Annotated in this window: 13 protein-coding genes; 10 read left to right on the forward strand and 3 right to left on the reverse strand. The window is 71.1% G+C overall.

All coding sequences use genetic code 11. The annotated features are described in order from the left end of the window. Positions 1–16: 16 nt before the first annotated feature. Together DSM100685_RS04765 and DSM100685_RS04770 are read right to left on the reverse strand one after the other, a co-directional pair. Positions 17–6,022, reverse strand: a complete 6,006-nt coding sequence (locus tag DSM100685_RS04765) for an Ig-like domain-containing protein (RefSeq protein ID WP_152350214.1) — start codon at positions 6,020–6,022, stop codon at positions 17–19. 77 nt (positions 6,023–6,099) lie between these two features. Further along, complete coding sequence (locus DSM100685_RS04770) at positions 6,100–7,230, reverse strand: serine/threonine-protein kinase (RefSeq protein ID WP_152350215.1); 1,131 nt, start codon at positions 7,228–7,230, stop codon at positions 6,100–6,102. A 148-nt stretch (positions 7,231–7,378) separates the two neighbouring features. Between DSM100685_RS04770 and DSM100685_RS04775 the strand changes: the two genes are divergently transcribed. The 6 genes from DSM100685_RS04775 (at position 7,379) to DSM100685_RS04800 (ending at position 20,343) form a co-directional block, all read left to right on the forward strand. Continuing rightward, on the forward strand, positions 7,379–8,434 hold the full coding sequence (locus DSM100685_RS04775) for a zinc ribbon domain-containing protein (protein WP_152350216.1): 1,056 nt from the start codon (positions 7,379–7,381) through the stop codon (positions 8,432–8,434). A 117-nt stretch (positions 8,435–8,551) separates the two neighbouring features. Beyond that, positions 8,552–10,006 carry a zinc ribbon domain-containing protein gene (locus tag DSM100685_RS04780; protein ID WP_152350217.1) on the forward strand — a complete coding sequence of 485 codons (1,455 nt, stop codon included), beginning with the start codon at positions 8,552–8,554 and terminating at the stop codon, positions 10,004–10,006. Positions 10,007–10,042: 36 nt separating this feature from the next. Continuing rightward, positions 10,043–14,242 (forward strand): PD-(D/E)XK nuclease family protein, encoded by a 4,200-nt coding sequence (locus DSM100685_RS04785; RefSeq protein ID WP_152350218.1) that lies wholly within the window; start codon positions 10,043–10,045, stop codon positions 14,240–14,242. Beyond that, entirely contained in the window at positions 14,239–18,216 is a 3,978-nt protein-coding gene (locus tag DSM100685_RS04790; protein ID WP_152350219.1) for an ATP-dependent helicase, read from the forward strand. Before DSM100685_RS04785 ends, DSM100685_RS04790 begins: the two co-directional genes overlap by 4 nt. Positions 18,217–18,313: 97 nt before the next feature. Further along, a complete protein-coding gene (locus tag DSM100685_RS04795) occupies positions 18,314–19,051 on the forward strand; it encodes a GNAT family N-acetyltransferase (RefSeq protein WP_152350220.1) in 738 nt (245 codons plus the stop codon). Further along, a complete protein-coding gene (locus tag DSM100685_RS04800) occupies positions 19,048–20,343 on the forward strand; it encodes an MFS transporter (RefSeq protein WP_152350221.1) in 1,296 nt (431 codons plus the stop codon). Before DSM100685_RS04795 ends, DSM100685_RS04800 begins: the two co-directional genes overlap by 4 nt. A 235-nt stretch (positions 20,344–20,578) precedes the next feature. Here DSM100685_RS04800 and DSM100685_RS04805 read toward each other — a convergent pair whose 3' ends face one another. Then, positions 20,579–22,894, reverse strand: coding sequence for a glycoside hydrolase family 2 protein (locus tag DSM100685_RS04805; protein WP_152350222.1), 2,316 nt, complete (start codon positions 22,892–22,894; stop codon positions 20,579–20,581). A gap of 188 nt (positions 22,895–23,082) precedes the next feature. On the opposite strand from DSM100685_RS04805, the gene DSM100685_RS04810 reads away from it, so the two are divergent. The 4 genes from DSM100685_RS04810 to groES all read left to right on the forward strand — a co-directional run bounded on the left by DSM100685_RS04810 (position 23,083) and on the right by groES (position 26,546). Continuing rightward, complete coding sequence (locus DSM100685_RS04810) at positions 23,083–24,075, forward strand: LacI family DNA-binding transcriptional regulator (protein ID WP_152350223.1); 993 nt, start codon at positions 23,083–23,085, stop codon at positions 24,073–24,075. Positions 24,076–24,145: 70 nt separating this feature from the next. Then, the gene (locus DSM100685_RS04815; protein WP_163200947.1) at positions 24,146–24,778 is read left to right on the forward strand and encodes a GNAT family N-acetyltransferase; all 633 of its coding nucleotides are present in this window, start codon (positions 24,146–24,148) and stop codon (positions 24,776–24,778) included. A 297-nt stretch (positions 24,779–25,075) separates the two neighbouring features. After that, positions 25,076–26,062 (forward strand): hypothetical protein, encoded by a 987-nt coding sequence (locus DSM100685_RS04820; RefSeq protein WP_239512650.1) that lies wholly within the window; start codon positions 25,076–25,078, stop codon positions 26,060–26,062. Positions 26,063–26,252: 190 nt separating this feature from the next. Then, the gene (gene groES, locus DSM100685_RS04825) at positions 26,253–26,546 is read left to right on the forward strand and encodes a co-chaperone GroES (RefSeq protein ID WP_150353445.1); all 294 of its coding nucleotides are present in this window, start codon (positions 26,253–26,255) and stop codon (positions 26,544–26,546) included. Positions 26,547–26,643 lie beyond the last annotated feature (97 nt).

Here is a 26,643-nt window from a genome sequence, read left to right on the forward strand (position 1 = left end):
TTCGCAGCGCGCCGGTTCATGATGTCCTCCCCGCGCGGTGCGGCAGTCCGCCGGCCATGGGCGTGAACGCCGACCGCGATGACGTTGACTGCGGTGGCGTTGACGGCGGCAACCCCGATCGGGCGTTCTGCGCGGCCGGGACGGTCGTCGTGGTCGGAGTGGACGGTCCAACCGGCCTGATGCCGAGCACGGGTTTCGGCTTGCCGGTGCTCGCGGACAGCGCCGGATCATCCCCGATGACGGCCAGCGTCCATCCCGTCCCGCCCGTGCCCGGCACCGGCGTTGCCTCCGCCGGCAGTCGCACCGTGCGCTGGCCGGGCCGCCATTCCACCGGTTGCCCGTCAATGGTCAGCGCCATTCGCGCCTGCTGGCCGTACAGCTCGACCGAACCGTTCTCCACGTGCAGCAGACTGCGGTCGTCGGCGTCCCAGCGCAACGCCATGCGCGGGTCGATCGCGGCCGGCGTCTTGCGCACATACGCACTGCCGGCGCTCACGGCTGGCCCCCTCGTGCCGTTGAGCGTCTGCGCCACGGCGACCGAACCGCAGGACTTCCACGGCGACAATGCGAACGAGACCGAAGCGTCGCGCTCGCCAGCGGTCATCGGCTCGCGCCCGGCCGGCGTGACGAGGACGCCGTCGCGCAGTCCCGCGGGCTCCCACCGCACCGTGCACCGGTCGCCCTTGCCGAGCACTTCCACCGCGCGCGGCGGCGGCACCGCGTAGGACGGCGTCATGGTCGCGGAACCGCTGGCCGCGGAAGCGCCCGGGCGTTCGGGCGCGACGGATGCCGTCACCGTCAGCGGTGCGCCCAGTTCGCGCTTGTCCAAGGTGAATCGGCCCACGGGCTGCGCGCACGGCAGCGTGCGGGACGCGCCCGCCCGGTCGGCGGCGCCCGACAGCGTCACGGACGCGCATCCGGCGTTGCGCAGATCGCCCAGCGACACGGTCACGCCGATCGAGGTCGCCTCGCCGCCCGCGCCTTGGTTCAGCGTCACGCTCGGCGGCGTCGGATCGCCCCATGGCTTGGCCGCGGCGCTGGGCGGACTGGTCTCACCCTGCCCTGCGCGGTTGCGCGCCATGACGGTGGCGGTGAACGCGGCTCCGTCGGTGATCGATGCGTCGGGCACCGGCACGCTGGCCGGGGAGGCAGCCGCCTCAACCGACGCCGTGAACCCGTTGCCGCCGCGCACGATCACCGTATAGCCGTCGGGCGGCGTGCCATCATAGGCGGGCGGCATCCAACTCACCGTGATCCGGCGGTATTCCCCCGTGGCGGTCACCTGTGCGGGCGCCGGCGGCGTGCGGTCCGGTCGTCCCTCCACGGCGTTCGACGGGACAGACCAGCCGGCATCGTTGCGCGCCTTGACGGTGAAACGGTATTGCATCCCGTTCGTCAGCCCCGTGACGCGGCACACGGTGCTCGTCGCGCAGGGGAAGGCTCCGCGGGCGTTCCCGGAATCGTACTCCACCAGATATTCCGTAACCGGACTGCCGTTCGCCGCGCCCGGCGTCCACCGGAGCTCGACCATGCCGTCGCGTCCGTCCTGCGCCACCGGGGACAGCAGGGGAGCGCCCGGCGCCGCCACGACCGTGACGGTGATCGTTCCGGTCACGCGGCGGGAGACGTCGTGCGTGCCGTCCTCCACGGTGACCAGCACACGTCCCGTTCCGGCCGCCGTTCCCGCCGTCACGGTGACGCCGCCGCTGCCATCGCTGCCGTCCGCGTCCGCCATCAGCCCGTCCAGGCCCTCGCCGCGCACGCCGACGACCGTCAGCGGCTCATCCGGGAACGGGTTGAACGCCCCGGCCAGAGGCTCCACGCGCGCCGACTGGCCGGCAGCCAGCCGGAGTTCCCGATCGGGCACCCGCGCGGTCGGACGCGTGGAGGCGACCACGCGCACGGTCACGCCGGCATGCACCGTGCCGCCCGGATAGACGATGTCGATGGGCACGGACGCCATGGTCCCCGCCCGGGCGTCCATGGTCGCGGCCAGCGTGAGCCGGCCGGCCGGAGCGACGGTTGCGACGACCGGGCCGGAGAGCCCCGGCGAGGCGTACGTATAGCGCGTTTCGTCCTCGTACGCTTCGCGCGGCGCCCGGGTCAGCGCGGTCAGATCGATGACGGTCGCGTCCTCGCCGGGCTCCACGTCGACGGTCGCGGACGAGAACGCGGGCGGGGGAACGTCGCGTCCGACCACCGTGATGGGCAGCGTGATCACCGCGGTGCGCCGCGCGGTGCCCGCCGGACCGTCCGCGGCGGTGAACGTGATCGATGCCGGTCCCGCATAGTCGGCGGCGGCGGTGAAGCGCAGCGTGCCCTCGTCCGCAATGAGCTCCCCGCCGTCCGACTTCGTGGCGGTCACCGGCTGCGACGCGTCGACGGTCACGGTTTTGCCGGCGCCCACGCGTACGTGGTCCGCGATGGGAATCGTGATCGTCTCTCGCGCGTTGACCTGAAGACGCGGCGCCTTCGGACGCGGCGTGGGCGGGAACGCGCCGTACGCCGGAACGTGGATGAACGCGGTGGCGGTGAGCCCGTGCGTCGTGTTGGCTACCGTGTACGGCACGGCCCGCGCTTGGTCGGTCAGCTCGATGCGCAGCGTGGTGCCCCCGATCGTCCGCGCATGCGCCGCCGCGGATTCGTGCACGCCCACGGACAACTCGTCCATGCCGCCGGACGGGTTGGCGATCCACGGCGACACGTCCACGTCGACGCTGCGCTTGTCGATGGTGGCGGCCGGCGGCACGCGGTAGTCGTAGGCGTCCGGCGGTTCGATCGGCGCCCGCGGATCGACGTGCACGGTCAGCATGGCGGTGCTCGTGAGGCCGGCGGCGGTGCGCGCGGCATAGACGATCCGCGCGTCGCCGGGCTCGCCTGGCGTGACGAAGCACAAGGCCCGCCCGCAGACATGCGCCTCGACGTCCGTCCGCGGCTCGACGGTCACGGTCAGCGGTTCGTCGTCGTCCGCAAGATCGTTGGCCGTCACCGCCACGCTCGCCTCGGTGCCCGGACGCAGCGTGATCTCGTCGTCGCGGGCGTGCACGCCGCTCCCGCCGCCGTCGGGCACCACGCCGACGCGCACCTGCGCCTGCGCGCGCTGCCCGGTCCAGTCCTCCACGGCGTAGCTGAACGTGTCCGTGCCCGCGGAATCCGGATACGCCTCGTACACCAGCGCGTCGGCCTGCGTCTCCACAATGCGGCCGAGTTTCGGCGCCGCATTGCCCAAGCCCAGCAGCGTCACGTCGTCGCCGTCGGCGTCGATGCCGGCGAGCGCGATCGGAATGCGCACGCTGCGCCCGGCGGCCGTCTGAGCTTCCACGCGCTTCGGGCGCGGCGGGGCCTTGTTCCCGGCGTCGGCGGCGTGCACGTCGAACGTGACCGTGCCGGACGCCGTGGCGCCATGGACGTCCTCTACGGTGTACGTGGCCTTGTACGCGCCCGGCGTCTCCGGCGCCTGATAGCGCACGGCGTCACCGGTCACGAACGCCAAGCCCCGGAACGCGTCGTCCGCGGCCAGCTCACCGGTCAGCCGCACGTCGCCATCCGAACCGGACGCATGATCCGTCACCTTCGCCTCCACGATTCCCCCGGCGCGCACCGGCACCGTGAAATCCTCGGCCCTCGGCGGCTGGACCGCCGCATCCGCGCGGGGCGGATGGACCGTGATTGTGCCCTGTGCGGTCCCGCGCGCGTTCGCCGCGACGTACGTCACCGCAACCGGGGCCTCGGGAACGCTCCGCGCCTGAATCACGACGCGCCGATGGTCGATCACGGCCACGTCCAAGGCGCCCGCGCCGTCCTCCGCCTGCGCCCGCAGGACCGCGAGCACCCCGCCGGCCGGATCGCGGTCGTTCGCCAACGGCTCCACCATGGCGGCATGCGAGGCATCCAGCAGCGCCACGTCGTTGACCGCCACGGGCGGATCGTCGTTTTCCTCGGGCGCTTCGGCCTCAACGCGCAGCAGCCCCTGGGCGGCCTTGTCACCTTGCGTCGCGACGTATGGCACGTCGTATGCGCCCGGGCGCTGCGCGCGGAGCGTCACCGTCAGCGCTTCGGCGTCCATCGTCGCGGTCATGCCGTCCGGCGGCGTCACGTCCCGCAACACGGGCGATTGCGCGGACGTGCCGTGCACGTAGGGCGCCAGATCGACGTCCGTCTCCTCGTTCACGCGCACGGCGGCCAGCGACGGGTCGGTTTCGGGCGGCAGCGAACCGACGTCGCGCACGGCGAACAGCACGGTGCCGGTGGCGGTCAGCCGTCCGTCGGACACCGTCACCTGCACGCTCGCCAGCCCGTTCGCCGCGCCGCCGGCATGAAACGCCAGCTGTCCGTCGGCGCGCGAGGACACCGTGGCCCGTCCGCCGTCAAGCATCCGGGCAGCGACCAGCGTCAGCGCGTCCCCGTCAGCGTCCATGAAACCGTCCAAGGCGTTGACGGTCCGCGTCGCGCCCCGCTCCACGTCGTATTCCGGTGGCGCGTCCACCTGCTCCGGCGGTGCGTTCCCGTCGTCGCGCAGCCGCAGCGTGACCGTGGCGGACGCCGTCTGCCCGTGTCCGTCGTCGATCGCATACGCGAATCGCACGTCGCCCGCCGCGGCCCGCGAGGCGTCCAGTTGCAGATAACGGCCGTCGAACGCCGGAGAGACGGCCACGTCATCCCGCCCCGGCGCGGTCAGGGAAGACACGCGCAGCACCGCGCAGCCGGCGAGTTCGTCGTTGCGCAGCACGTCCAGCAGCATGCGGGTTCCGGGACGCACGCCGAACTCGTCGTCCGTCGCGCGGATCGGGGCGGATTGCGCGGCGCAGTCGTCGTCGAATTCGTGGCGGTATTTTGCCGATTGCGCGCCGTTCCGCCGTTGCCCGTCGCCGTCCTCCGTCTGCGGCGACTGCCACGCCACGGCGAGCGTCTCCGGGGAGACGCTAGGCCGCCACGCCTTGCCCGCGGCGACGTCGTTGAGCAGCACCAGCCGATGGTTGACGCGGAAGACGAGCCGGTCGCTCGCACCGACGTTCCGCAGTGTGCCGAAATCCGCGTCGTCGCTGGCGTCCGGCCCCCGCAGCGCCAGATAATTCCGCGCCGGCTGGGCCCACGCCGCATGCACCGTGCCCTGCGACGAGACGGGCACGGCCGGCCGCCCGCTGCCGCCGTTCGCCAGAAATCGCGTCGACCCCCGGTCCAGATCCACCACGTATACGCCGCCCGTTCCCGCGACGGCCGCCCAACCGCGCTGTTCGCCGTCCACGGGCGGCGTCTGCAACGCATAGCCGACGTCCGCCGTGGTCCCGTTCCCGTCGCCTTCGCCGTCGAGCGCCACGCGTCCGCCGGGCCACAGCGCTTCGTCGCCGGCGACGATCACCGGCACGCCGCCCACCACGGTCAAGGCGTCGGCTACCAGCCGTCGTCCGCCGGTCAGCGAGCCGAGTTCGCGCGGCTGGCCGTCTCCGGGCGCGATCGCGAGCACCATGCCGTCCCCGGGCCGGTAGCCGTACGCCGTGCCGGCGGCGTCCACGGCGATGCGGCCGCCCCTGCCGAGCGTCATGCGCACGGGACCGGAGCGCGAATCCGCGGCGGCGAGATCGGATGCGGGGGAGAGCCGCACGTCGCCCGTGGCGGCGTCCACCGCCGCCAGCCAGCCGCCGTTGAGCGCCAGCGTGCCACGGGAATCGATGCGCGCGGTGGACGCATCGGCCAGAGTCGCCGCGTGGATCGCACGCGCCTCGCCATCGGCGTCGATGACCGTGGCGCCATCGTGCTGCAGGACGTCGAACCGCGCCGCCTCCACGCTGACGGCGGCGTCAGAGGCCTCCGCGCGCACGTTGTAGCGCACCGCGCTGCGGTCGGTCAGCGACGTGAGCCATACGGTGCCGTCGTCCAGATGCACCTGCCTGCGGGTGACGGACGCGGCAAGCGCCGTGCCAACGACGACGACCGCGAACAGCAGCAGGGCCGCGACGGGAACCAGCCGGCGCGGACGGGCCGGACGGTGTGAACGGATGGGAAAACGACATGAGGGAACCATGGAAATCAGCCTCGATTTTCTGTTGTTATCCCTCACCGCCCAACGTATCGGCAGGTGTGTACCGGCGGCGCGGAATCCTACGAGGCGGCGGATTCGCCCGGCGTGTCCTTCAGAGGCAGGGGCACGGGCGAGTCCGAGGGCGGGACGGAAGGGCCCGGCGCCTCGACGGTGACGCCGGCGGGCACCGAATCGACGCGGCGCAGGACGGCCGGGACGGCCACGCCCGCGCCGAGCGCGAGCAATGCCGCCACGGCCGTGCTAATTGCGACGGCGCGCGTCCACGAGGGACTCCGCCGCGAGGAGCGGGATGCCGGGTGGTCCGGCGAAACGGAACCGGTCCGCAGCGCGGAGCCGGGCGGGACCCGCATCTCAAGCCGCGCCGCGATGCGCGGCGGATACGCCGGCTCCCCGTCCGCGACCAACGGCGTGACCCCGCCGAACGCCAGCCATTGCGCGGTCTGCAACCCTCGCGCGAACTCCAGCGCCGAATACGGCCGGTCCGCGGGATTCGCGCTCAGCGCCGGGGCCAGCGCGCGGGAGACGGCCGGCGGCACGGTCGGTTCGCCGCGAACGTCCTCGGCGTCGCGCGGCGGACGGCCCGTCATCAGGGCGAACAGCGACGCGGCCAGCGAATACAGGTCCGTCGACTCATCGCCGCCGGACCGGCCGCCCAGCACCTCCGGCGCGGCCCACGGTTCGGAATGGCCCGTGGCGACGGCTACGTCGTACACGCTGGCGGCGACGCCGAAATCGGCGAGCAGCGGCGAACCGTCCGCGGCGAACAGGATGTTGGCCGGCTTGACGTCCCGATGCGTGACGCCGAGGCGATGCGCGGCCAGCAGTGCGCCGGACAGACGCACACCCACGTCCAGCGCCTCGGCGGGACCGAGCGGGCTCCCGGCCATGAGCTGCCGGCCGTTGCCGCCGGGCGCGAACTCCAGCGCCAGATACGGGCGTCCGTCCGCTGCCACGCCGGCTCCCAGCACCGTGAGAATGCTCGGATGCGCGGATAGTTCGGACAGCACCTCGGCCTCCGCGAGGAACCGCCTCGCCTCTTCGTCGTCGGCGCGCCGCCGGGCCAGTTTGACGGCCACCTCGCGGCCAGAGGGGACGTGCCGGCACAGCCACACTTCGGCGGTCGTGCCGACGCCCAGTCTCCGCAGCGGCGCATACCCGCCGCTTGCCAAAACCGCGATCGCATCGTCCATGGCGTCTCCTTCGCCGTCATCCCTCGGCTCCACTGTGGAGCCGCCCGTCGGACATTAACGGGGAACGCAAGCGTGGAACGGTATGATGGCAGCAACGTCACGTTGCCGTGGCGCGTCGATGCACGTTCAACGCGCAAAGGAGTACCCCATGAAGATTTGTTCCGGATGCGGGATCGACAACCCCGCCGAAGCCAAGTTCTGCCGTTCCTGCGGCCAGCCGTTCCCCGAGGACGCGCCCGCCGCCCAGACTCCCGCCCCCGCCGTTTCCGCGCCGGAACCGGAGCCGGCCGTGGATGCGCCGGCCTCGCCGTACGTGCCGCCGCAACCCGAGGTCCCCTCCTACCAGCCGGCTCCGCAGCCCGTGCAGCAGGTTCCGCAGGCCCAGCCCGTTCCGCCGGTCCAGCCCGAGCCGCAGGCGGCCTACGGCTACGCGCCCGCGCCGGACTACGGCCAGCCGCAGGGATACGCCACCGGCCCGATTCCGACGCCGGGACCGGCCGCCCCGGGCGCGGCTCCGCAGCCTGCGCCGCCCGCCCAGCCGACCCAGCCCAGCCAGGCGGGCGTCGAGGCGCAGGCGTTCGGCCGCTGGCTGCTCGACTCGCTCAAAGCTCCGTCGAAGGTGTTCAAGACGCAGGTGTGGTGGTCGTTCGTGGTCACCGTCGTCACCGCCCTGATCATGAGCCTGATCACCTACACGTGGACGGCCAAGGCGTACAGCGGCGTCAACAGCTGGACCAACCAGCTGAGCGCGGCGCTCGGCGGCTCCTACCGCTCGTCCGCGGCCCCGTCCGCGACGGTGTGGCTCAAGGCGTGGCTCGCCTTCCTTATCCTCCTGTATGTGGCGGTCGTCATCGCGTTCATCGGCCGCAAGCTGTTCGGCGACCCGATTTCGTTCCTCGCGCTGCACGACCAGTTCGCCCAGCGCCTGCTGCCGTTCGTCGTCCTTGACCTGGCCGCCCTGCTGCTCTCGCTCGTCGGCGCGATCGCCGTCGCCGCGCTGCTGTTCTCGCTCGGCTTCATGGTCGTGCTGCTCGTGCTGCCCGGCGCGATCATCGCCACCGGCGAGAACCACCGCAAGCTCGACTCCTACTGGCTATGGCTCATCGCCATCGTGATCGCCGTCGTCGTGCTGCTGCTCGGCCTCATGCTCGCCGGTTCCATCGGCGGGTCCGCGGTCAGCGACGCGGTGCGGTTCTCCTACTGACGCGCCCGCTTGGTGCAGCCGATGACCGCCGCCCGTCGAAGAGAGACCTCGGGCGGCGGTCATCGGCTCTGCGCGCATGAAGAACGACGAGAACAAAGAGAGAAGAAGGAAACGCCCATGATGTTCTGCACGAATTGCGGCACGCCGCGAGACGGCGACACCAGATTCTGCACCCAATGCGGGCAGCGGTTCGCCGACGACGTGCCGGTCGACGAATCTGCCGAGTCCGCCGCGCCCGAGCCCGCCGCGCCCGAGACCGCATCCACGCCGGTGCCGACGCCGCATCCGAACCCGCCGGCATCCCCGGACTTCCGCCAGCCGCCGGCCTTTGTGCCGTCCCCGCAGACGCCGCCCGCGGCGCAGCCGCTGCCGTCCGCCCAGCCGTTGCCCGCGCAGCCATCATACGCGCCCCGTCCCGTGCCCCAACCCCAGTCCGCGCAGCAGCCCGCATTCCCCCAACCGGCCCCGGCCGTTCTGGCCTCCGCCGCGCCCGCCGCGGCCGCGCCCGTGGCCCGCAGGCGCATGAAGCGGTCCACCATCGCGGTCCTCTGCACGCTGCTCGTGCTCGTCGCGGGCCTGACCATCGCGTTCTTCACGCTGCGCGCCACGCTGTTCTCCCCGCGCGAGCCGCTGAGCGCCTACGTCAACGCGATCTCCTCCGGCGATTTCGCCAAGGCGAGCGAACTGGTCGACCCGGGCATCGACAACGCCAAGCGCGTCCTGCTCGTCAACGACGCCGCCAAGGACGAGAACAACCGCATCAAAAACGTCGAAATCGGCGAACTCACGCAGGACAAGGCGACTGGCGACTACGGCGCCACGGTGACCTACACGGTCAACGGCGCCAAGCAGAGCATGCCCGTCACCTTGGAACGCTCCGGCCGCCAGTGGCTGGTGTTCGACGCGTGGAAGGTGTCCACGCCGATGCTCCAGCAGGTTTCCGTGGCCGTGCCCGCCGCGATGCACCACGTGGACGTCAACGGCGTGAGCGTCGACCTGGGCGCGCTCGGCCCCGGCTCCTCCGTGGACACCGTGCCGAAGAACTCGGTCAACTACGACCCGAACGCCGACTACTACGACATGACGAGTTACACCCTCGTCGCCTATCCCGGCGCCTACGCGTTCACCACGTCGCCGTCCGACTATGTGACCACCGAAACGATCACGGTCACCGAACCCGGCGACACGGCGTACCTGCTGCCCGAAGCCACGTCCAAGCTCTCCAGCGCGCTGCTCGACAAGATCAACGAGAAACTCAAGCCGTGCCTGGCCGCCAAGACCGCCGCCGCGCCCGACGGCTGCTCGTACGCCATCGACCTGAGCAATTCGGTCGCGACCATCAACAACGAGACCGTCAGCCGCTCGCTGGACACCAAGCCGTCCATCTCGGACATCGACTTCAACGACGGCACGTTCACCACGAACTCGTTCAAGATCAGCGCCAAATACCAATACCACTGGTCGACCGACGCCGAGTGGACCGACGGCAGCGCATGGACCTACGCGCGCATGACCGGCACGTTCTCCATCGACGGCGAGAAGCTCACCGTCACCTTCGACGAGGAGGACTGAGCGGCGCAGTCCGGCCCGATGGCCTAGTCTGGGAGCATGACGAATGCGGACGTGAAGCTGGCGGTGGGGACGCCGAACGGCGGCAAGACGGAGTATGCACTGCGCGCGCTGCTGGAGGGCATCCGGGAATTCGGCGCGGACAGGGCGCTCATGGCGGTGTCCGGTCGCAAGGCCGCGGACGCGCTGGCCGACCGGGTGATCCGCGAAATCGGCTCGTCCACCGAAACGCGTCCGGTCACCACGCTGTCCGCCATCGCATTCCGCCTGATCGACGCCGTGCGCCGGCGGGACGGCGAATCCGCGCCCAGACTGCTCAACGGCGCCGAGCAGGACGCGCTGCTGCGCCGCGTCATGGCCGTGCACCTGCGTCACGCCGCCGCGGGGGAGACCGGCGACTGCGCCACCTGCGGCATGATCGCCGCCTACTTCGCCTCCGAACGGTGGGAGGCCATGGTGCTGCGGCCCGACGCCGAGCCGGCCTCGACGGCCGCCGCGGACAAGCTGTTCGAACGGGGCATCGGAGACGCGTTCGTCGACCAGCTGCGCGACATGCTCGCGCGCATGAACGAGCTCGGCGCCTCCAACGCGCAGGAGGGGCGGATCATCGCCGCGATCGCGTCCGACGGGGAAAACGGGGACGGTTCGCAGTCGCCGGCCGACGTGCTGCGCCGCGACCGGCTGCGCGTACAATGGCGGCTGGCGTTCGCACTGCGCCGCGAATACGTGCGGGCGATCGAAACGAACTATCCGGGCGAATACCGGCTCGATCCCTCCCGTCTGCTCGTGGAGGGCGTGGACGCCGTGTGCCGCGCCCATCCCGACGACCTGCCGCAGCTCGTGGTCGTGGACGACGTGCAGGACCTCACCCTCGCCGGACTGGCCTTCCTCGAGGCGCTGCGCGACGCCGGCTGCGCGCTCACCCTCGTGGGCAACCCGGACGAGTCGGTGCAGTCGTTCCGCGGCTCGTACCCGGAATACGTGTTCGCGCGCATCCGCGGCTGGCGGGACGTCACGGAGATCCGGCTGCCCGGGGAGGACGGAACCGGGGCCGATGCCGCCGCGTCGCCCGCGCCGCGCAACCTCGATCTGGCCGCCGCGCGCGTGAGCCTTGCGATCCTGTCGCTCGAGGACGATCCGCTGCCCGTCGCCCAGCGCCCCGGCAAACTGCCCGCATGGCCCGGAGCGCTGCCGGTCGCGCCGCAGGAGGGCATGAGGGAGCCGAACGGCGACGGCAGTCTCATGACCGCGCTGTACCGCAGCCCGCGGGAGGAAATCGACGACGTGACGTGGCGCATCCGTCACGAACACCTGCGCGCCGGCCGCGAATGGAACGACATGGCCGTGATCGCGCACGACAATGCCACCGTGCGGCGCATCGGCGAACGGCTGCGCCGCGAGGGCGTGCCCGTGCTGTACTCCTCGGTCACACGCCCGCTCAAGGACGAACCGTTCGTGGCGGGCTTGTTCGCCATCGTGGAGCTGGCCCGGCTCAAGCGGCGCGGATTGGCCGACTGCGGCATGCCCCTGCGCGAGGCCGCCGCGTACGTGCGATCGCGCGTGGCGGCGGTCATGAACGGCCCGCTCGTGGCCGTGGGCGCGTCGGACCGGAGCGAGGGATACCCGGCGCGGCTCAACGTGGCCGAATCCGCGATGGACAGTTTGCAGTCGCTCGCCGGCGTGGTCGGGGACGCCGGGCGCGACGGGAAGCCGGGCGGATCCGCGGACGAAGGCGGATCCGTGGGCGACCTGCCCCGGCTGATGGCCCAATGGGAGCGGTTCCGGGACCGTGCCATGCCCGCCGCTGAACCCGCGGAGCCCGGTCGGGCGGCGGACGCGCCCGGCGTCGCCGTGGACGACGAGGCGTTCACCGGGGCTGCCATCGGCGATGCGGAGCCGCCCGAGTTCGGACGGGACGCGCTGTACCTCATGCTCGCCTTCGGCGGCGAGGACGACTCCGAAAGCGTGCTGCGCGCCGTCCATGCGGTGTGCGGCTCCACTCCGGCGCATGCGGACGGGCATGCGGAGGCGTTCGGGCGCGTGTGGCGGATCGTGGACGGGACGGCGCAGGCGATCGGCGGTCTGCGCAACCGCGAGGCGCAGTACGTGCTGTCCGCCGCGTGGAAGGCCTGCGGCGTGGCCCGCGACTGGCAGAGGCTCGCGCTCGCGAACAGCGAGGCCGGGCGGGCGGCCAACGACCGGCTCGACGTGGCGATGCGCCTGTTCCAGTTCGCCGCGGACACCACCGCCGACCGGGATGTGGAGGGGTTCATCGCGCAGGTGCGCGCCATGCAGGTCGAGGCCGATTCGCTCGCCCATGTGGCGCCGGTCGAGCAGGCGGTCACGCTCACCACCCCGGCGGGCGCGGCCGGACGCCACTGGGATCTGGTGTGGATGCCGGCGGTGCAGCAGGACGTGTGGCCGAACCTCGCCTCGCGCAACACCATGTTCGGCGGCGAGGATCTGGCCGACGTGATGCTGCGCGGCCGGCTTGCCGACGCCGATGACATGGCCGCGACGGGCGTGCGAAGCCCCCGCCTCGCCTCGGTGCTGTACGCGGAGATGAAGAGCCTGCTCGTGGCGCTCACCCGCGCGCGCGTCACGGCGTACGTGAGCGCGGCGATGAGCGACGAGCTCGCGCCCTCCGATTTCCTGTACGGATTCCTGCCCGAACGCTACCCGCGCGGCGGCAAGCCAACCTACACCGAAGTCGGCGGCGGCGGTGAATACGCCGGACTGGAGACCGATCCGCGCGGACTGGTCGCGGCGGCCCGCATGACGCTGGCGCGCGCCGCGATGGACGGCACGCTGGACGGCGGGCGGGCCCGGGACGCGGCGGACGCCTTGGCGCTGCTCGCCGCGCACGGCGTGGAATCGGCGGATCCGGACCGCTGGGCGTTCGTGCCGCGGAAGGGGGAGACGGGGAACGTCGAGGCAATGGCGTCGGAGAGGCCCGTAGCGGAGCCCCCGGCGGCATCCGAGACCTCGAATCCGAATGCGGAGCTGCGGCCGAACCGGGACCGGGAGACGCCGCGCGTGGTGTCCCTGTCCCCGTCCGCGGTGGATGGCCTGTGGGCCTGCCCGGTGTGCTGGCTGCTGGAGAACCGCTTCGCCGGTCCCCGTCGCGGGGGAGCCGCGGCGAGCTTCGGCACGATCATGCACGCCGTGGCCGAACAGGCCAGCCGGGAGGGGCTCGACATGCCCGACCGGGGCTTGGACGCCGACGCGATCGCCGCGCGCATGGGGGAGATCTACGCGTCCCTGCGCCCCGACGCCGACGCGATCGACGACGTGCGCGAACGGTACGCCGCCGCCCGCCGCGACGCCGACGCGGCCGGCATGATCGCCAACATGGCCGCGTACTTCGCCGATTCCAACGCGCCCGACTACCCGCCGAAAAACGCCGCCAACATGACGGTCGGCCGGCTCGAAGGCGCCGACTGCGAACTCGAATTCGCGGCCCGCTTCGGCTTCGACGACATCCTCGCCGCCTACAACGCCATCGACGGCATGACGCCGATCGACCCGCCCACGCTCAAGGGCATCATGGGCGCGCTGGTGGGCGGCTGGCCCGAGGCGCTGCGCGGCGACCGGGACGCCGGCGACCTCACCGTGCGCCTGTCCGGCCGCATCGACCGCGCCGAAACCCGCACGCTGCCCGACGGGTCCGCGCAGCTGCGCCTCATCGACTACAAGACCGGCCGCAAACCCGGCATGCCGCAGCTGTTCGGCGACCTGCAGCTCGTGTGCTACCAGCTCGGCGTCATGTTCCCCGAGGGCGGTCCCGGCGGCCTCGAGGCGCTGCGCCGGGCCCCGGCCATCGCGCAGGCGGCGCTGTTCCACGTGGCGGCGGACCCGTACCCGGCCACGAGCTACGGGGCGGAAAGCGCCTATCAGCCGCCGCTGTTCGCGCACGGGTCGCTCAACGCGGAACCCTTCGCGCCGCGCTACTACTTCAAGGGCCCGCAGCGCCTGTTCGACTCCGCCGGCGTGCTGCCGGCGGAGCCTCCGGAGGGCGTGGCCCCGGACGACTGGGAGCGGTTCGCCGCCCTGCGCGGCACGCAGGCCGTCTGGGCGCTGACCATGGTCTCGCGCGTGTTCTACGCCGCCGGCGCCAGCGTCTCCGCGCGCATCGTCGCGCATCCGCAGCCGGACCATGTGCGGCACTGCCGGTGCCTCGGCGTGTGCCCGGCGTGCTCCGGTCAGATCGACACCGTGTTTGAAACGAGGCAGGCATGAGCGCAGTCCCCGAAACCCCCGAAACCGCCAAGGCCCCGGAGCGGTTCGTCCCCTCGCCCGAACAGGCGGCCGTGCTCGACGCGCCCACCGACGCCGACGTGCTCGTGGTCGCCGGCGCCGGCTCGGGCAAGACGTTCACCATGACGCGACGCATCATCCGCCTCATCGACCGCGGCGTGGCCCCCGAACGCATCCTCGGCCTCACGTTCACGCGCAAGGCCGCGTCCGAGCTGCTCTCCCGCGTCTGCGCCGCCGTGGAATCCTCCGTGCTCAAACCGGAGGTGAGCACGTACGACGCGTTCTTCCAGTCGATCGTGCGCCAATACGGCCTGCTCGTGGGATTCGACCGCAACACGCAGCCGCTGAGCGAGGCCGGCGCGTTCCAGCTCGCCTGCGAGGTGATCGACGAGCGGTTCGATCTGGTGCGCGCCGCCCGCGACGAGGGCCTCGACATGGGCTCCTTCGCCACGCTCGCCGGCGCCGTGCTCGCGCTGAGCGACGCGATCGGCGGGGCGATGATCGGCGACGGCTGCACCACCGTGGAGGATGCCGTCGCGCGCATCCGGCGATGGGACGGCGCGTTCGCCGACCGTCTCGACCACGCCATCGGCGACGAGCCCGTGCCGGACGAACGCCCCAAGGCGCCCGCCAGGCCGCGCGGCAAGAAGGACCTCGAGCGCAGGATGGCCGCATGGCGCGACGACTGCTTCGACGCGCTGCACCGCACCTGCGTGTACACCACCGACCAGCTGCGCCGGACCGTGCGCCGCCGCGAGGTCCTGCTGAGCCTCGTGGAGGCGTACCATCAGGCCAAGCGCCGGCGCAACATGGCCGAATTCGGCGACTTCACCATCGCCGCGTTCCAGCTCGTCACGCGGTTCCCGTCCATCGGCGAGGAATGCCGCAGGCGGTACACGCACGTGCTGCTCGACGAATATCAGGACACCTCCACCACGCAGGCCATGCTGCTCGCCGCGCTGTTCCACCGCGGCGCGGGCGCGGGGGAGCGGTCCGCCGTGAGCGCGGTGGGCGACCCGTTCCAGTCGATCTACGCGTGGCGAGGCGCCAGCCCCGGCGCGTTCCGCATGTTCCAGCGCGACTTCGGCATGGATCCCTCGGACCGGCCGCGCGCCCTGAGCGTCACCCGGCGCAACGCGCGCATCGTGCTCGACGCCGCCAACGCGCTCACCCTGCCGCTGCGCCGCGCGCCCCGCCGCCCAGGCAGCTCGCTCATGCGCGAGGTGGACGTGCCGGCGCTCTCCGCGCTGCCCGGCAAGGGCGACGGCACGCTCGGCCTGCTCGGCTACCAGACGCTCGGCCAGGAGATCGACGGCGTGGCGCGGTTCTGCAAGGCGGCGTCGGCCACATGGCGGGCCGCAGCCGAGCGTGAGGCGGCCGCCCGCGGCGAGACGGCGGACCCGAGCCCGCGCGTGGCCGTGCTGTTCCGTTCCAAGACGCGCATGCCCGCCTTCCGCGAAGGCCTCGAGGCCGCGGGGCTCCGTGTGCTCACCGTCGGCTACTCGGCGCTGCTCGAACGCCCCGACGTGCGCGACATGCTCGCGCTCCTGCACGCGGCCGGCGACCACACCGACGCGGCCCCGCTCATGCGCCTGCTCGCCACGCCGCGCTACGGTCTGTCCGCCGCGGACCTGGCCGCGCTCGCCGATCTGGCCGAGCGCCTCAACGTGGAATACCGGTACCGCGCGCTCGCCGAGGCCGGATTGGCGGACCCGGACGCCCCGGCGAGCACGTGGGCCGGCGTGGTGCGCGAGCACCGCGACGAGGTGGCGAACGCCGTGTTCCTGCCCGACCTGCTGCTGCGCGACGACCTGCCCGAGCGGCTTGCGAAGACCGGCACGCTGTCCGAAGCCGGCGTGAGGGCCGTGCTGCGGGCCTCGCAGGCGCTGCGCCGTGTGCGCCGGACCGTCGGCCGTCCGCTCGCCGACGTGGTGCGGGCCGCCGTGGAGGCGCTGGACCTCGACGTCGACACCGTGCTCGCGCAGGCCATCGCCCGCCCGGACGGCACGGTCCTGCCCGCGCAGGCGCACGCGCCGCTCGAAACGGTCATCGAACTCGTGGACACCTACACGCAGGAGATCGTGGGCGACGGCATGCCCAGCCTCGCGGGCTTCATGGCGTGGGTGGATTCGCTGCGCGCGGTGCCCGAGGAGGCGCAGGGCATGCCGGACGAGCCCGCCGACGTGGTGCTCATGACCGTCCACCAGTCCAAGGGCCTCGAATGGGACGCCGTGGCCGTGGTCGGCATGGGGAGGGGCGATTTCCCGAGCAGCCAGGGAGACCGCCTCAAGGTGGAGCCGGATCCGGGGCATCCCGGGCGGCCGGGCGGGGACTACGAGCCGCCCGAATACCATGAGTCGGCGCACACGTGGCTCGAGAACCCCGCCGCCGTGCCCGTGCCCATGCGCGTGGACGCCGGCATCCTGCCCCGTTTCCCCCATGACGCCGCCGTGACGGCAGCGGGCGCCGTCGCCGATCCGGTCGCCGCGCTGGACGCGCTCGACGACGTGGAGACGATCGACGACGAGGTGTTCGGCTCCATGCGGGCCGTCCCCGGACTGGACGGCGGCGACGATGGCGACGGTGGGGCCGGCGCGCGGGACCGTGACGCGTGGTATCTGACGCAAAGCGAGGAGTACGGCCGCCGCCTGCACGCCGACGAACGACGCCTCGCCTACGTGGCGCTGACCCGTGCGCGCACGGACGCGCTGCTCACGTTCTCCGCGTCCGGCTCCCTGAACCGCGATCCGAACGCGGACGGGCCGGCCAAGCCGCTCGACGAGGACGCCAAGGCCTCCAATTTCTGGCTGGAGACGCGCGACGCGCTCGCCGGGCGCACGGACCGCGTGGCCGCGGGGGCGTCGCTCGCCGGGACGGGCGCGGATGCCACGGATGCCGATTCCGCCGACGATTCCGATGGTCGCCCGGAGTTGCCCGTCGGCTTCTTCGCGGGCGACGCTGCGGCCGACTACGAGGCGCGCGTGGTGGGCGACGCGTGGCGCGAACCCGTGGCCGGTGCCTCGGACGAAACGGGGCTGCCGTGGCCGGGCGAACTGAGCGCGAGACTCGGCCATGTGCTCGCCGCAGGAGCCGAAGCCGTGCGCGCGCGCATGGCGGACGGGACGACGGACGGCCGGATTTCGGCCGACGGCGGCACGGGCGACGATTCGCTGCTCGCGCACGCCCGCATGCTGTGCGACGACGAGGACCTCATGGGCGACTTGCTCGCCGCCGGGGCGCCCGCCGCGGATCTGGACGCGGCGGTCCGGGCCAAGGGCATGCGCCTCGCCGCCGGGAGCCGCCGCAGCGTCACCGCGCTGCAGGCGCTGGGCGGCGACCTGACCGAACGGGAGTCGCGCGACTACTGGCGCGGCGTGGTCCGTCCCATTCCGCGCGTCGCCTCGCCCAACGCGCAGGCCGGCACCGTCTTCCACGCGTGGGCCGAACGGCTCCTCGACGCGAAGCTCGACCCCGATCGTCCGGACGCCCCCGCACCGGAGGCGGAAGGCACCGAAATCGGCGCGTGGCAGCGCCGTCTGCTCGCCTCGCCATGGGCGTCGCGCATGCCCGTGTGGGCCGAACGCCAGCTTGTCGTCAGCCTGCCGGAACTGGATGGCGGCATCGTCAACGGCAAGCTCGACGCCGTGTTCCGCGGCGGGCTGGACAGCGGGCCGGACGGCGGCGCGGACGGGGTCCGGTACACCATCGTCGACTGGAAGACCGGCCGCCGCCCGAGGACCGCCGAGGAGACTCGCCGCAAGCTCGCCCAGCTCGACCTGTACCGTCTGCTGCTCGCCCGCGTGGAGGGACTGCCCATCGGGGCGATCGACGCCGCGCTGTACTACGTGAGCGAGGCAGACCCCGCCCGTCGGCTCATCCCCGCCGAACCGAAGGGGGAGGGCGAGATCCTCGGCCAGCTGCGCGTGGCCGTCCCCGAGGGATCCGACGAGGACTGAGCGCCGCCCGTCCGCCGCGCCCGCCCATATCCGCCCCGGTCTGCTAGCATCGTGTGGTCCTCCCACAGGGCCGCACGATAGTCAAAGGAGCGAAATCATGTGCGCCGCAGTCGCCGCATCGCCGGTGGTCACTTCATCGATAAGGTACCGTCCCGTCGTCTGGAACGATATCGACAGGATCGTCAGGGCGTTCGACGACACATGGGGCAGCTGGGGCGTGACCGGCGGCAAGCCCGAATCGTGGCTGCTGTCCAAGCATTTCGTGCTGCATTATCTGGAACCCGCCACCTGCGGCGACGTGGCCGAAACCGCCGACGGCCGGTTCATGGGCGTCACCCTGTCCCGCACGGTCGGCGCGCCGGTCCTGTTCCCGCAGGCCTCGGCCGAGCTGGAGCGCGTCAACGCCGAACTCAACGCGACCGACGCCGGCTCCCGGGGGCTCGCGGACACGCTGCACTGGCACGACATCGAAACCGACATGGAATCGGCGATCGGCGTCAACGAATCCACGCAGGCCGAACTCGAGCTGTTCCTCGTCTCCAAGGACGCGCGCGGGCACGGCGTGGGCGGCACGCTGTGGCGGCGGCTCATGGCTCATTTCGCGGATTGCGGCGTGGAACGCTACTACCTGCACACCGACTCGAGCTGCGACGTGGGCTTCTACCGCCACAAGGGCCTCGACTGCCTCGCCGAGCGCTACGCCAAGGACCATCCCGAGGACAACCGCCTCGGCGAGGATCCGATGGACGACATCTTCATCTACGCCGGTGACGTGCCTGCCGTCGCGCCGGAAACCGCGACGCCGCGAACCGCCGCGCAGGGAGCCGACCGATGAGCGCCGCCCCCTCGCCCTACGCGCGACTGTTCCGTCTGCCCGGCGCCAAGGCGTTCTGCGTCTCCGCGGCCGTCGCGCGCCTGCCCATCTCCATGATGAGCCTCGGCATCGTGCTCGCGCTCAACCATCTGTACGACAACTGGACCGTCGCGGGCACCATGAGCGCCTCCTACATCTTCTGCGCGGCGATCGTCACCCCGTTCTACGCGCGTCTGTTCGACCGGTTCGGCCAGCGCCGCGTGGGCGTGGTCGCGCTCGGCGTGCAGACGGTCGTCATGCTCGGCTTCGCCACCGGCGCCGCCCTGCGCATCCCGATCCCCGCGCTGTTCGCGCTCGCCGTCATGGCCGGCCTGTCGCAGTTCTCGTTCGGCGCGCTCGTGCGCACCCGCTGGGCCTACGCGCTGCGCGGCCACGGCGACGAGGATTCGCTGCTCAACACAGCGTATGCGCTCGAATCGGCGATCGACGAGATCGTGTTCATCGTCGGCCCCATCCTCGCCGCGTTCCTCGCCACGTCCGTCAACCCGGTCTCGCAGCTGTTCGTGCCGGTGATCGCCGCGGCCACGGGCGGCACGGTGTTCTTCTCCCTCAAGGGCACGCAGCCGCCGGTCATGACGCCCGTCGCCGTCGAGGCCGCGCAATCCGGGGCGGCGGGACGATCCGGTGCGAGGAGCCCGCGCATCAACGCGCCCGCCCGCGCCAAAAGCGCACTGCTCTACCCCGGCGTGTGGATCGTGGTGGTGGTGTTCGTGGTGTTCAACATGAGCTTCACCGCGTTCGACGTCTCCGTGACCGCCAACATGAAGGCCATGGGCCTCGAGCAGTTCGTGGGCCTCCAGCTCGCCATGTTCGCGGTCGGCTCCTGCATGGGCGCGATCGTGTTCGGCTCCGTGAGGTTCCCCGGCTCGCACTGGAAGCTCATGGTGCTGTTCCTGGCCATCCTCACGGGCGGGTTCGTGCTGTTCCGCCTCGCCATGAACCACCTGATCCTGCTGGGCGTGCTGGAGATCCTCGCCGGTCTGGTGGTCTCGCCCATGTTCGCCACCGGCAACCTCATCGTCAAGGAGAGCGTGCCCGCGCGCTCGCTCACCGAGGGGCTCGCGTGGGTGACCACGGGCGGCTCGGTGGGCGCCTCGCTCGGATCCTCGGCGGCGGGCGTGGTGCTCGACGCGGGCGGGCCGGCCATGGGCCTCATGCTGCCGTTCCTCTTCACCGGCTGCGCGGTGCCGCTCGCCTTCGCCGGCTGGCTCATGGCCCGCCGCCGCGTCGCCCGCCAATCTCTGCAGTCCTGACCGCCCGGCCCTGACCGCCCGGCCCTGACCGCCCGGCCGCGCTCCAGCCCCGACCGGCCGAGCTCGTCCTCGTCGTCCGATCGTCTCGTCCCGATCGTTCCAACCTGCGCCCCTCGCATGGCGGACAAGCTCTCCGAACCATGCAAAAGGGGCCGTTCGTTCCAATCCGCGAACCGCATGGCGCGGATTGGAACGAACGGCCCCTTTCAGTCGGAGCGGCCGGGAAGGCTACGCGTTACTTGGCGATCTTCTGCAGCTCGGCGTTGGCGTAGGCCATCTTCTTCTTGAGCTCCTCCTCGTCGATCGGCTTGCCGGACATGCCGCCCATCTTGCCGAACAGCTCCTCCACGGTGGAGGTGCCCATCATGCCGAACATGCTGGCCTTGAGGCGCATGCCGGACAGGCCGGACGCCACGTTCGCGAGGATGCGCGAGGCCTCCTTGTTCTCCAGCACGTCGTTGATAATGTCCTTGACCGAGTACTTCGACGGATCGATCGGGGCGTCCTCCTTCACGGTGTCCAGATTCACGTCGTCGAACCAGTTGGCCACGCCGGCGCCGCCGTCCGGATCCACGAACGTGTACGGGGCGTAGGGCTCGGCGACCTTGGTGAAGGTGGCGGTGTCCGAAAGCGCGGTGCCGTCGGAGCCGGTGGCGTGCGCCTCGATCACGGTGGCGCCGTCCTTGAGCGGCACGTCCTTGAACTCGAACACGCGGTGGGCGGTCAGGGAGGCGAACGGCTCGCCGTCCACGAGCAGCTCCACCGAATCGGCGTTGGAGTACACCTTGACGGCGATCCTGTCCGCGGCGCGCAGGGCGTAGCGCTTGGAGGCGATGTGGATCATCGGCTCGTGGGACCAGTAGGCCTGGTAGACGTAGAAGGAGTCCTTTTTGATCTTGCGGTCGATGGTGACGAGGCCCTTGTTGTTGCGGCCCTTGACGCCGCCCTCGTCGCGCGAGTCGCAGCCGAAGTCGAACATGTTCCACACGTGGGTGGCCCACAGCCACGGGCGCTCCTCGATGATCCTCGCCATGTGCTCGTGGTAGATCGCCTGGTACTCCTCGGAGTAGTCGCCGCACTGCGGGTTGTCGGAGTGGTAGCTGATGATGCCCTCGCAGCCGTATTCGGAGATGCCGGTCGCGCGGTCCGGGTGCATGGCGTGGAACTCGTCGAGCCACTCCTCGTTGTCCTCGAGCTTGCCGCCGTACCAGCCGAAGTAGTGGTTGTAGCTCAGGATGTCGGTGATCTGGTTGTGCTCGGAGTCCTTCGGGGTGTTGGAGACCTGAGCCATGGTGGTCACGCGGGTCGGGTCGAGCTTGTGGCACAGCTCGTTGAGGTCCTTGAGGTTCGCGACGAGCTGCTCGCTGTCGCCGCCGATCAGGATCTCGTTGGAAATGCCCCACGTCACGATCGACGGGTGGTTGAAGCTCTGCACGATCAGCTCGGTCATCTGCTGGCGGCAGTCCTCGTGCGCGGCCGGGTCCTCGTTCATGCGGGAGATGAACGGGATCTCCGCCCACACCACGAGTCCGAGCATGTCGCACAGGTCGTAGAACTCCTGCGCCTGCTGGTAGTGGGCCAGGCGCACGGTGTTCGCGCCGAGCTCCTTGATCATGTACGCATCCTCGATGTGGTCCTCGAGGCTCAGCGCGTTGCCCTTGCCGAGGCGGTCCTGATGGCGGGAGACGCCGCGCAGCGGGGTGAGCCTGCCGTTGAGGAAGAAGCCCTGCTGCGGGTCCATGCGGAACTCGCGCACGCCGTGGTGCACCTCCACCTCGTCGAGCACCTCGTTGTGGCGCATGAGCGTGGCGGTCACGGTGTACAGGTACGGGTCCTCGACGCCCTGCCACAGGTGCGCGTCCGGCAGGTCGATGGCCACGCGCACGTCCGGCCCGGCCACGGCGGAGGCCCCGGCCACCTCCACGCCCATCTCGTCGGTCACCTGGAAGTTCACGAAGTCGCCCTCCTCGGCGCCGGTCACGTAGGCGCGGGCGTCGATCGTGGCGTGGCCGTCGCTGTCGGGGCCGAGGTGCGGCTTGGAGGAGACCGTCACGCCCGGGCCGGCGAAGTAGTCGAGGTCGAAGTGCGCGGCCGGCACGGTGACGAGCTCGACCGGGCGGTACAGGCCTCCGTAGAACGTGAAGTCGGCCATCTGCGGGTATACGTCGGAGCGCTCCTCGTTGCTCACCTTCACGGCGAGCACGTTCTCGCCGGGGATGAGCGTGGAGGTGATGTCCGCGCGGAACGTGGAGAAGCCGCCCTTGTGCTCGGCCACCTTCACGCCGTTCACGTACGCCTCGGCAACGTTGGCGGCGCCGTGGAACTGCACGTAGGTGAGCGCGCCCTCCGGCTGCTCGCCGAGGTCGAACTTGCGCACGTACCAGCATGCGCCGCGGTAGTAGTCCGAGCCGCCGTCCTGGCCGTCGAACTTGTTCCAGGTGTGGGGCACGGTCACGGCGGTCCAGTCGGCGCCGGGCGCGTAGGCGGGCACGCCGTCCTGCTCGGCCTTGGTGAACAGCCAGCCGTCGGTCAACGGAATGATGGTGCGCATGGGATTCGTCCTTCCTTAATCTGCGATCGAACCGGAGCGCGGGAACCGCATTGTCGCCGCGCCTCTTGATTCCAAGGTACGGGCGGGAGGGCGCCGCCGGTGTTTGTTTCAGACGTTTTCCACGTTGTTCACCGGCCCGTCGCCGTCGCGTGTCCGAATGTCCCACTTGGCCGGCTACCGTAAGGGGCATGACGAAAGTGACGATTCGCGACGTGGCGACCGCCGCCGGCGTGTCCCCGGCAACCGTGTCCCGCGCCCTGAGCCAGCCGGGGCGCGTGACGCTCGAAACCGCGGAGAGGATCCGCCGCATCGCGGACGAACTCGGCTACCGTTCGCGCGACGTGGCCGTCGATCCGCTCGAGCGGCGTCTGGTGGGGGAGATCGCCGTGCTGGTGCCCAACCTGAGCTATCCGATCTTCGCCGACTATATGCACGGCATGCAGCGGCTGTGCGACGGACGCGGCTACGCGGTTTCGGTCAACGCCACCGGCGACCGCGGCGACGCGGAGCGGGATCTCATCGCCCGCTGCCTCAAGCGCGCCGACGGGCTCGTGCTCGTCGCCTCCCGCGTGCCGGACACGGTGATCCGCAAGGCGGCGCAGACCAAGCCCGTGGTGGTGATCAACCGCCTCGTGCGCGGCGTGCAGTCCGTGATCGTGGACGACCGCGCCAGCGTGGAGGAGGCCGTGCTGGAGCTGAAGCGGCTCGGCCACCGATCCATCACCTACGCGCCCGGCCCGGCGTCCTCGTGGCAGAACGGCCTGAGATGGCAGGGGCTGCTCACCGTCTGCCAGCGCGAGGGCGTCAAACTGCGGCGCGTCGAATGCTCGTACACCGAGCGCGGCGTGGACGAGGAGACCTTCGAACGGTTCGCGCAGCGGCCCACCGACGCGATCGTGGCGTACAACGACGGGCTTGCGGTCTCGTTCATGCGCCTGCTGGAGGGGCACGGGCTGAACGTGCCCGGCGACGTCTCGGTCATCGGCTTCGACGACACGATGGAGGGGCGCATGTCCAGCCCCAAGCTCGCCACGATCGGCGTGGACCGCGACGCGGTGGGCCTGCTGGCGGCCGGCAACCTCCTCGACCGCGTGCTGCACATCGCCGACGCCGGCACCGCGCCCGAGGTGCTGCACTCCCGCTTCATGCCCGCGGGCAGCATCGGTCCGGTCCGCGCCTGACATCGGACGCGCGCGCCGGGCAACGGCGTGGCACAATGAGGGCGTGTCTGTATTCCAGTCGATTCGAGATATGTTCGCCGTACGCGAGGGCGTGCGCGCCAACGCCCTGAACGTGCCGGAGCGCATCGAGGCGCCGGCCGGCTTCGCGCAAATCACGTTGCGTCCCGTGCGTGAGGACGACCAGGAGGATTGGAACGACGTGCGCTGGGGCAACCGCGAATGGCTGGCGCCGTGGGAATCCGGCAATCCGGTGGGCGGCAAACCGCTCTCCTTCAACGCGTGGGTGCGCCGCATGCGCGAGGACGAGGCCGCGGGCTGCGGCGTGGTGTTCCTCATCGAATACCAGATGCAGATCGTCGGCCAGGTCTCGCTCGGCGCGATCAGCTACGGGGCGCTGCGCTCGGGCATGGTGGGCTACTGGGTCTCGCAGCGGTACGCCGGCCATGGCTTCGCGCCGCTCGCGGTGGCCATGCTCGCCGACTGGGCGTTCCACGACCCGACCGGGCCCGGGCTGCACCGCATCGAAATCGCCATTCTGCCGGAGAACCACCGCTCCAAGCGCGTGGTCGCCAAGCTCGGACTCGTGGATGAAGGACTCAAACGCTCCTATATGTATGTCAACGGCCGGTGGCGCGACCACGAAAGCTACAGCCTGCTCGCGGACGACTGCGCGGGCAGCGTGACCGACCGGCTGCGCGGCTGAGGGCCGTCGCGCGGCTGAATCATTCCATTCCGGCGACACGCTCACGGAATCGTCACCACAACATCCGCAAACCCGTCTATGGTTAAGCCTATGGGTTACGAGTCGTTGAGCAGCGTGGTGCTGGTCGCGATAGCCGTATTGCTGGTGCTCGTGTGGGCGCCTCGCAAGGCCCGTAAAGGCATGAAGGACGCTTCCGAGCACCGTGCGGATCGCTTTTCGGCCTCGCTGCACTTGGTCGACGCGTCGAGCGCCACCCGGTTCAGCGATACGACACCCCCCATCATGAAAGGTTTGACGATGCAGGCAGAACAGCAGCGCAAGGCGTCCCGGTACACTCCGCAGCGCATCGCACGCGTGCGTTTGCTGCGGCGCGCCGCCATCCGCCGCCGCCGCGTGCTGGTGTCCGCGCTCGCCGCCGCGGCCGTGCTGGTGCTGGTGCTGGCGATCGCGCTGAAGTTCAGCCCGCTGTTCGCGCTCATTCCGCTGGCCCTTGACGCCGTGGTGCTGGCCCTCGGCGCGCATGCCTCCCGTCAGGCGCGCGCATGGGAGGCCGAGGTAGCCGCCGTGCTGCGCGAGGGCGCCGGCGTCGCGCAGGTGCTGCCGCAGACCGTGGGGAAGGCCGCGCGTCCCGCCATGACCGCCCAGTCCGCTTCTTCCTCGTCTTCCCCGTCGAACTCCGACGACGCCGATCCGGCCACGGACACGCTGACCGCCGCCGAGATCCGCGACGCCGTGGACCGCGGCCGCGCCGAGCAGCTGGCCGCCAAGGCCGCGCGCGCCGCAGCCCTCGCCGCCGCGGCTCCGGTTGATGTTGCCGTCGAAGCGCCGGCTGAGACTCCGGCTGAGCAGTCCGAGGCCGTGGCGCCCGCCGGGGCCGTCGATCCTTCTTCCGATTCCTCCCATTCCTCCTCCGAGCCCGCCGCCGTTGTGGAGCCCGCCGTCGGGGAACCCGCCGCCGCGGCCGAGATCGTCGAGGAGCCGAGCGACGCCACCAACGAGCTGGAGCGCATCTCCCCGTCCCACGCGCTCGACGCCTTCGAGATGGCCGCCTCGCAGGATCTCATCTCCTTCTCGCTGGGCGCCTCCCGCGCCGGCACGCCGGTCGAATCCGCGGCGCCGGAGAGCATGGAGATCAAGTCCACCCGTCAGGTCGCCAAGGCGGTGCCGCCGACCAACCCCGACTTCCACGCCGCCGAAGTGAAGCGCGACGTCGAGGCCCCGGCCGAGTCCTCCGACTCGCTGGGCGTGGACGTGGACGCGGTCATCGCGCGCCGCGGCCACTGAAGGCCGGTTCCGATTCCCGTCCGTTTCGCCCGCTTTTCTCCCACAGCGTTAGCACTCGAGTTGGCAGAGTGCTAAATTCGCGCTACAGTATGGGGTAGCGCGTGAGGGTTCCGGTCAAGTGATCGTCAGCCTCTTACCTAGGGCCTTGGCGCGGGAACTATTGGTTTTCTGTTGCATGAGGAGGCACACAGTGTCCATCGCACTTACGCCGTTGGAAGACAAGATCATCATCAAGCAGGCCGCTGCCGAGACGCAGACCGCTTCCGGCCTGTACATCCCGGACAACGCCAAGGAGAAGCCGCAGCAGGGTGAAGTGCTGGCCGTCGGCCCCGGCCGCCGCGACGACAAGGGCGAGCGCATCCCGGTCGACGTCAAGGTCGGCGACAAGGTCCTGTACTCCAAGTACGGCGGCACCGAGGTCCACTACCAGGGCGAGGACTACCTCATCGTCTCCGCCCGCGACATTCTGGCCATCCTCGGCTGATTGCCTTTCGGCTGAAGGGCCCCGAACCCACCGCAATGGGTTCGGGGCCCTTTTGTTTTGTCTGGGCAATTCGCCTGTCCGCTTTTCATGCCCGGCA

This window comes from Bifidobacterium avesanii, assembly GCF_009299475.1.
GTDB lineage: Bacteria > Actinomycetota > Actinomycetes > Actinomycetales > Bifidobacteriaceae > Bifidobacterium > Bifidobacterium avesanii.

What these genes read in the sequence shown, in the direction of transcription:
- DSM100685_RS04780 (WP_152350217.1), top strand. Translation starts at nt 8,552, where the DNA reads ATGATGTTCTGCACGAATTGCGGCACGCCGCGAGACGGCGACACCAGA.
- DSM100685_RS04820 (WP_239512650.1), top strand. Translation starts at nt 25,076, where the DNA reads ATGCAGGCAGAACAGCAGCGCAAGGCGTCCCGGTACACTCCGCAGCGC.
- DSM100685_RS04815 (WP_163200947.1), top strand. Translation starts at nt 24,146, where the DNA reads ATGTTCGCCGTACGCGAGGGCGTGCGCGCCAACGCCCTGAACGTGCCG.
- DSM100685_RS04790 (WP_152350219.1), top strand. Translation starts at nt 14,239, where the DNA reads ATGAGCGCAGTCCCCGAAACCCCCGAAACCGCCAAGGCCCCGGAGCGG.
- DSM100685_RS04810 (WP_152350223.1), top strand. Translation starts at nt 23,083, where the DNA reads ATGACGAAAGTGACGATTCGCGACGTGGCGACCGCCGCCGGCGTGTCC.
- DSM100685_RS04775 (WP_152350216.1), top strand. Translation starts at nt 7,379, where the DNA reads ATGAAGATTTGTTCCGGATGCGGGATCGACAACCCCGCCGAAGCCAAG.
- DSM100685_RS04800 (WP_152350221.1), top strand. Translation starts at nt 19,048, where the DNA reads ATGAGCGCCGCCCCCTCGCCCTACGCGCGACTGTTCCGTCTGCCCGGC.
- DSM100685_RS04785 (WP_152350218.1), top strand. Translation starts at nt 10,043, where the DNA reads ATGACGAATGCGGACGTGAAGCTGGCGGTGGGGACGCCGAACGGCGGC.
- DSM100685_RS04805 (WP_152350222.1), bottom strand. Translation starts at nt 22,894, where the DNA reads ATGCGCACCATCATTCCGTTGACCGACGGCTGGCTGTTCACCAAGGCC.
- DSM100685_RS04765 (WP_152350214.1), bottom strand. Translation starts at nt 6,022, where the DNA reads ATGGTTCCCTCATGTCGTTTTCCCATCCGTTCACACCGTCCGGCCCGT.
- DSM100685_RS04770 (WP_152350215.1), bottom strand. Translation starts at nt 7,230, where the DNA reads ATGGACGATGCGATCGCGGTTTTGGCAAGCGGCGGGTATGCGCCGCTG.
- DSM100685_RS04795 (WP_152350220.1), top strand. Translation starts at nt 18,314, where the DNA reads ATGTGCGCCGCAGTCGCCGCATCGCCGGTGGTCACTTCATCGATAAGG.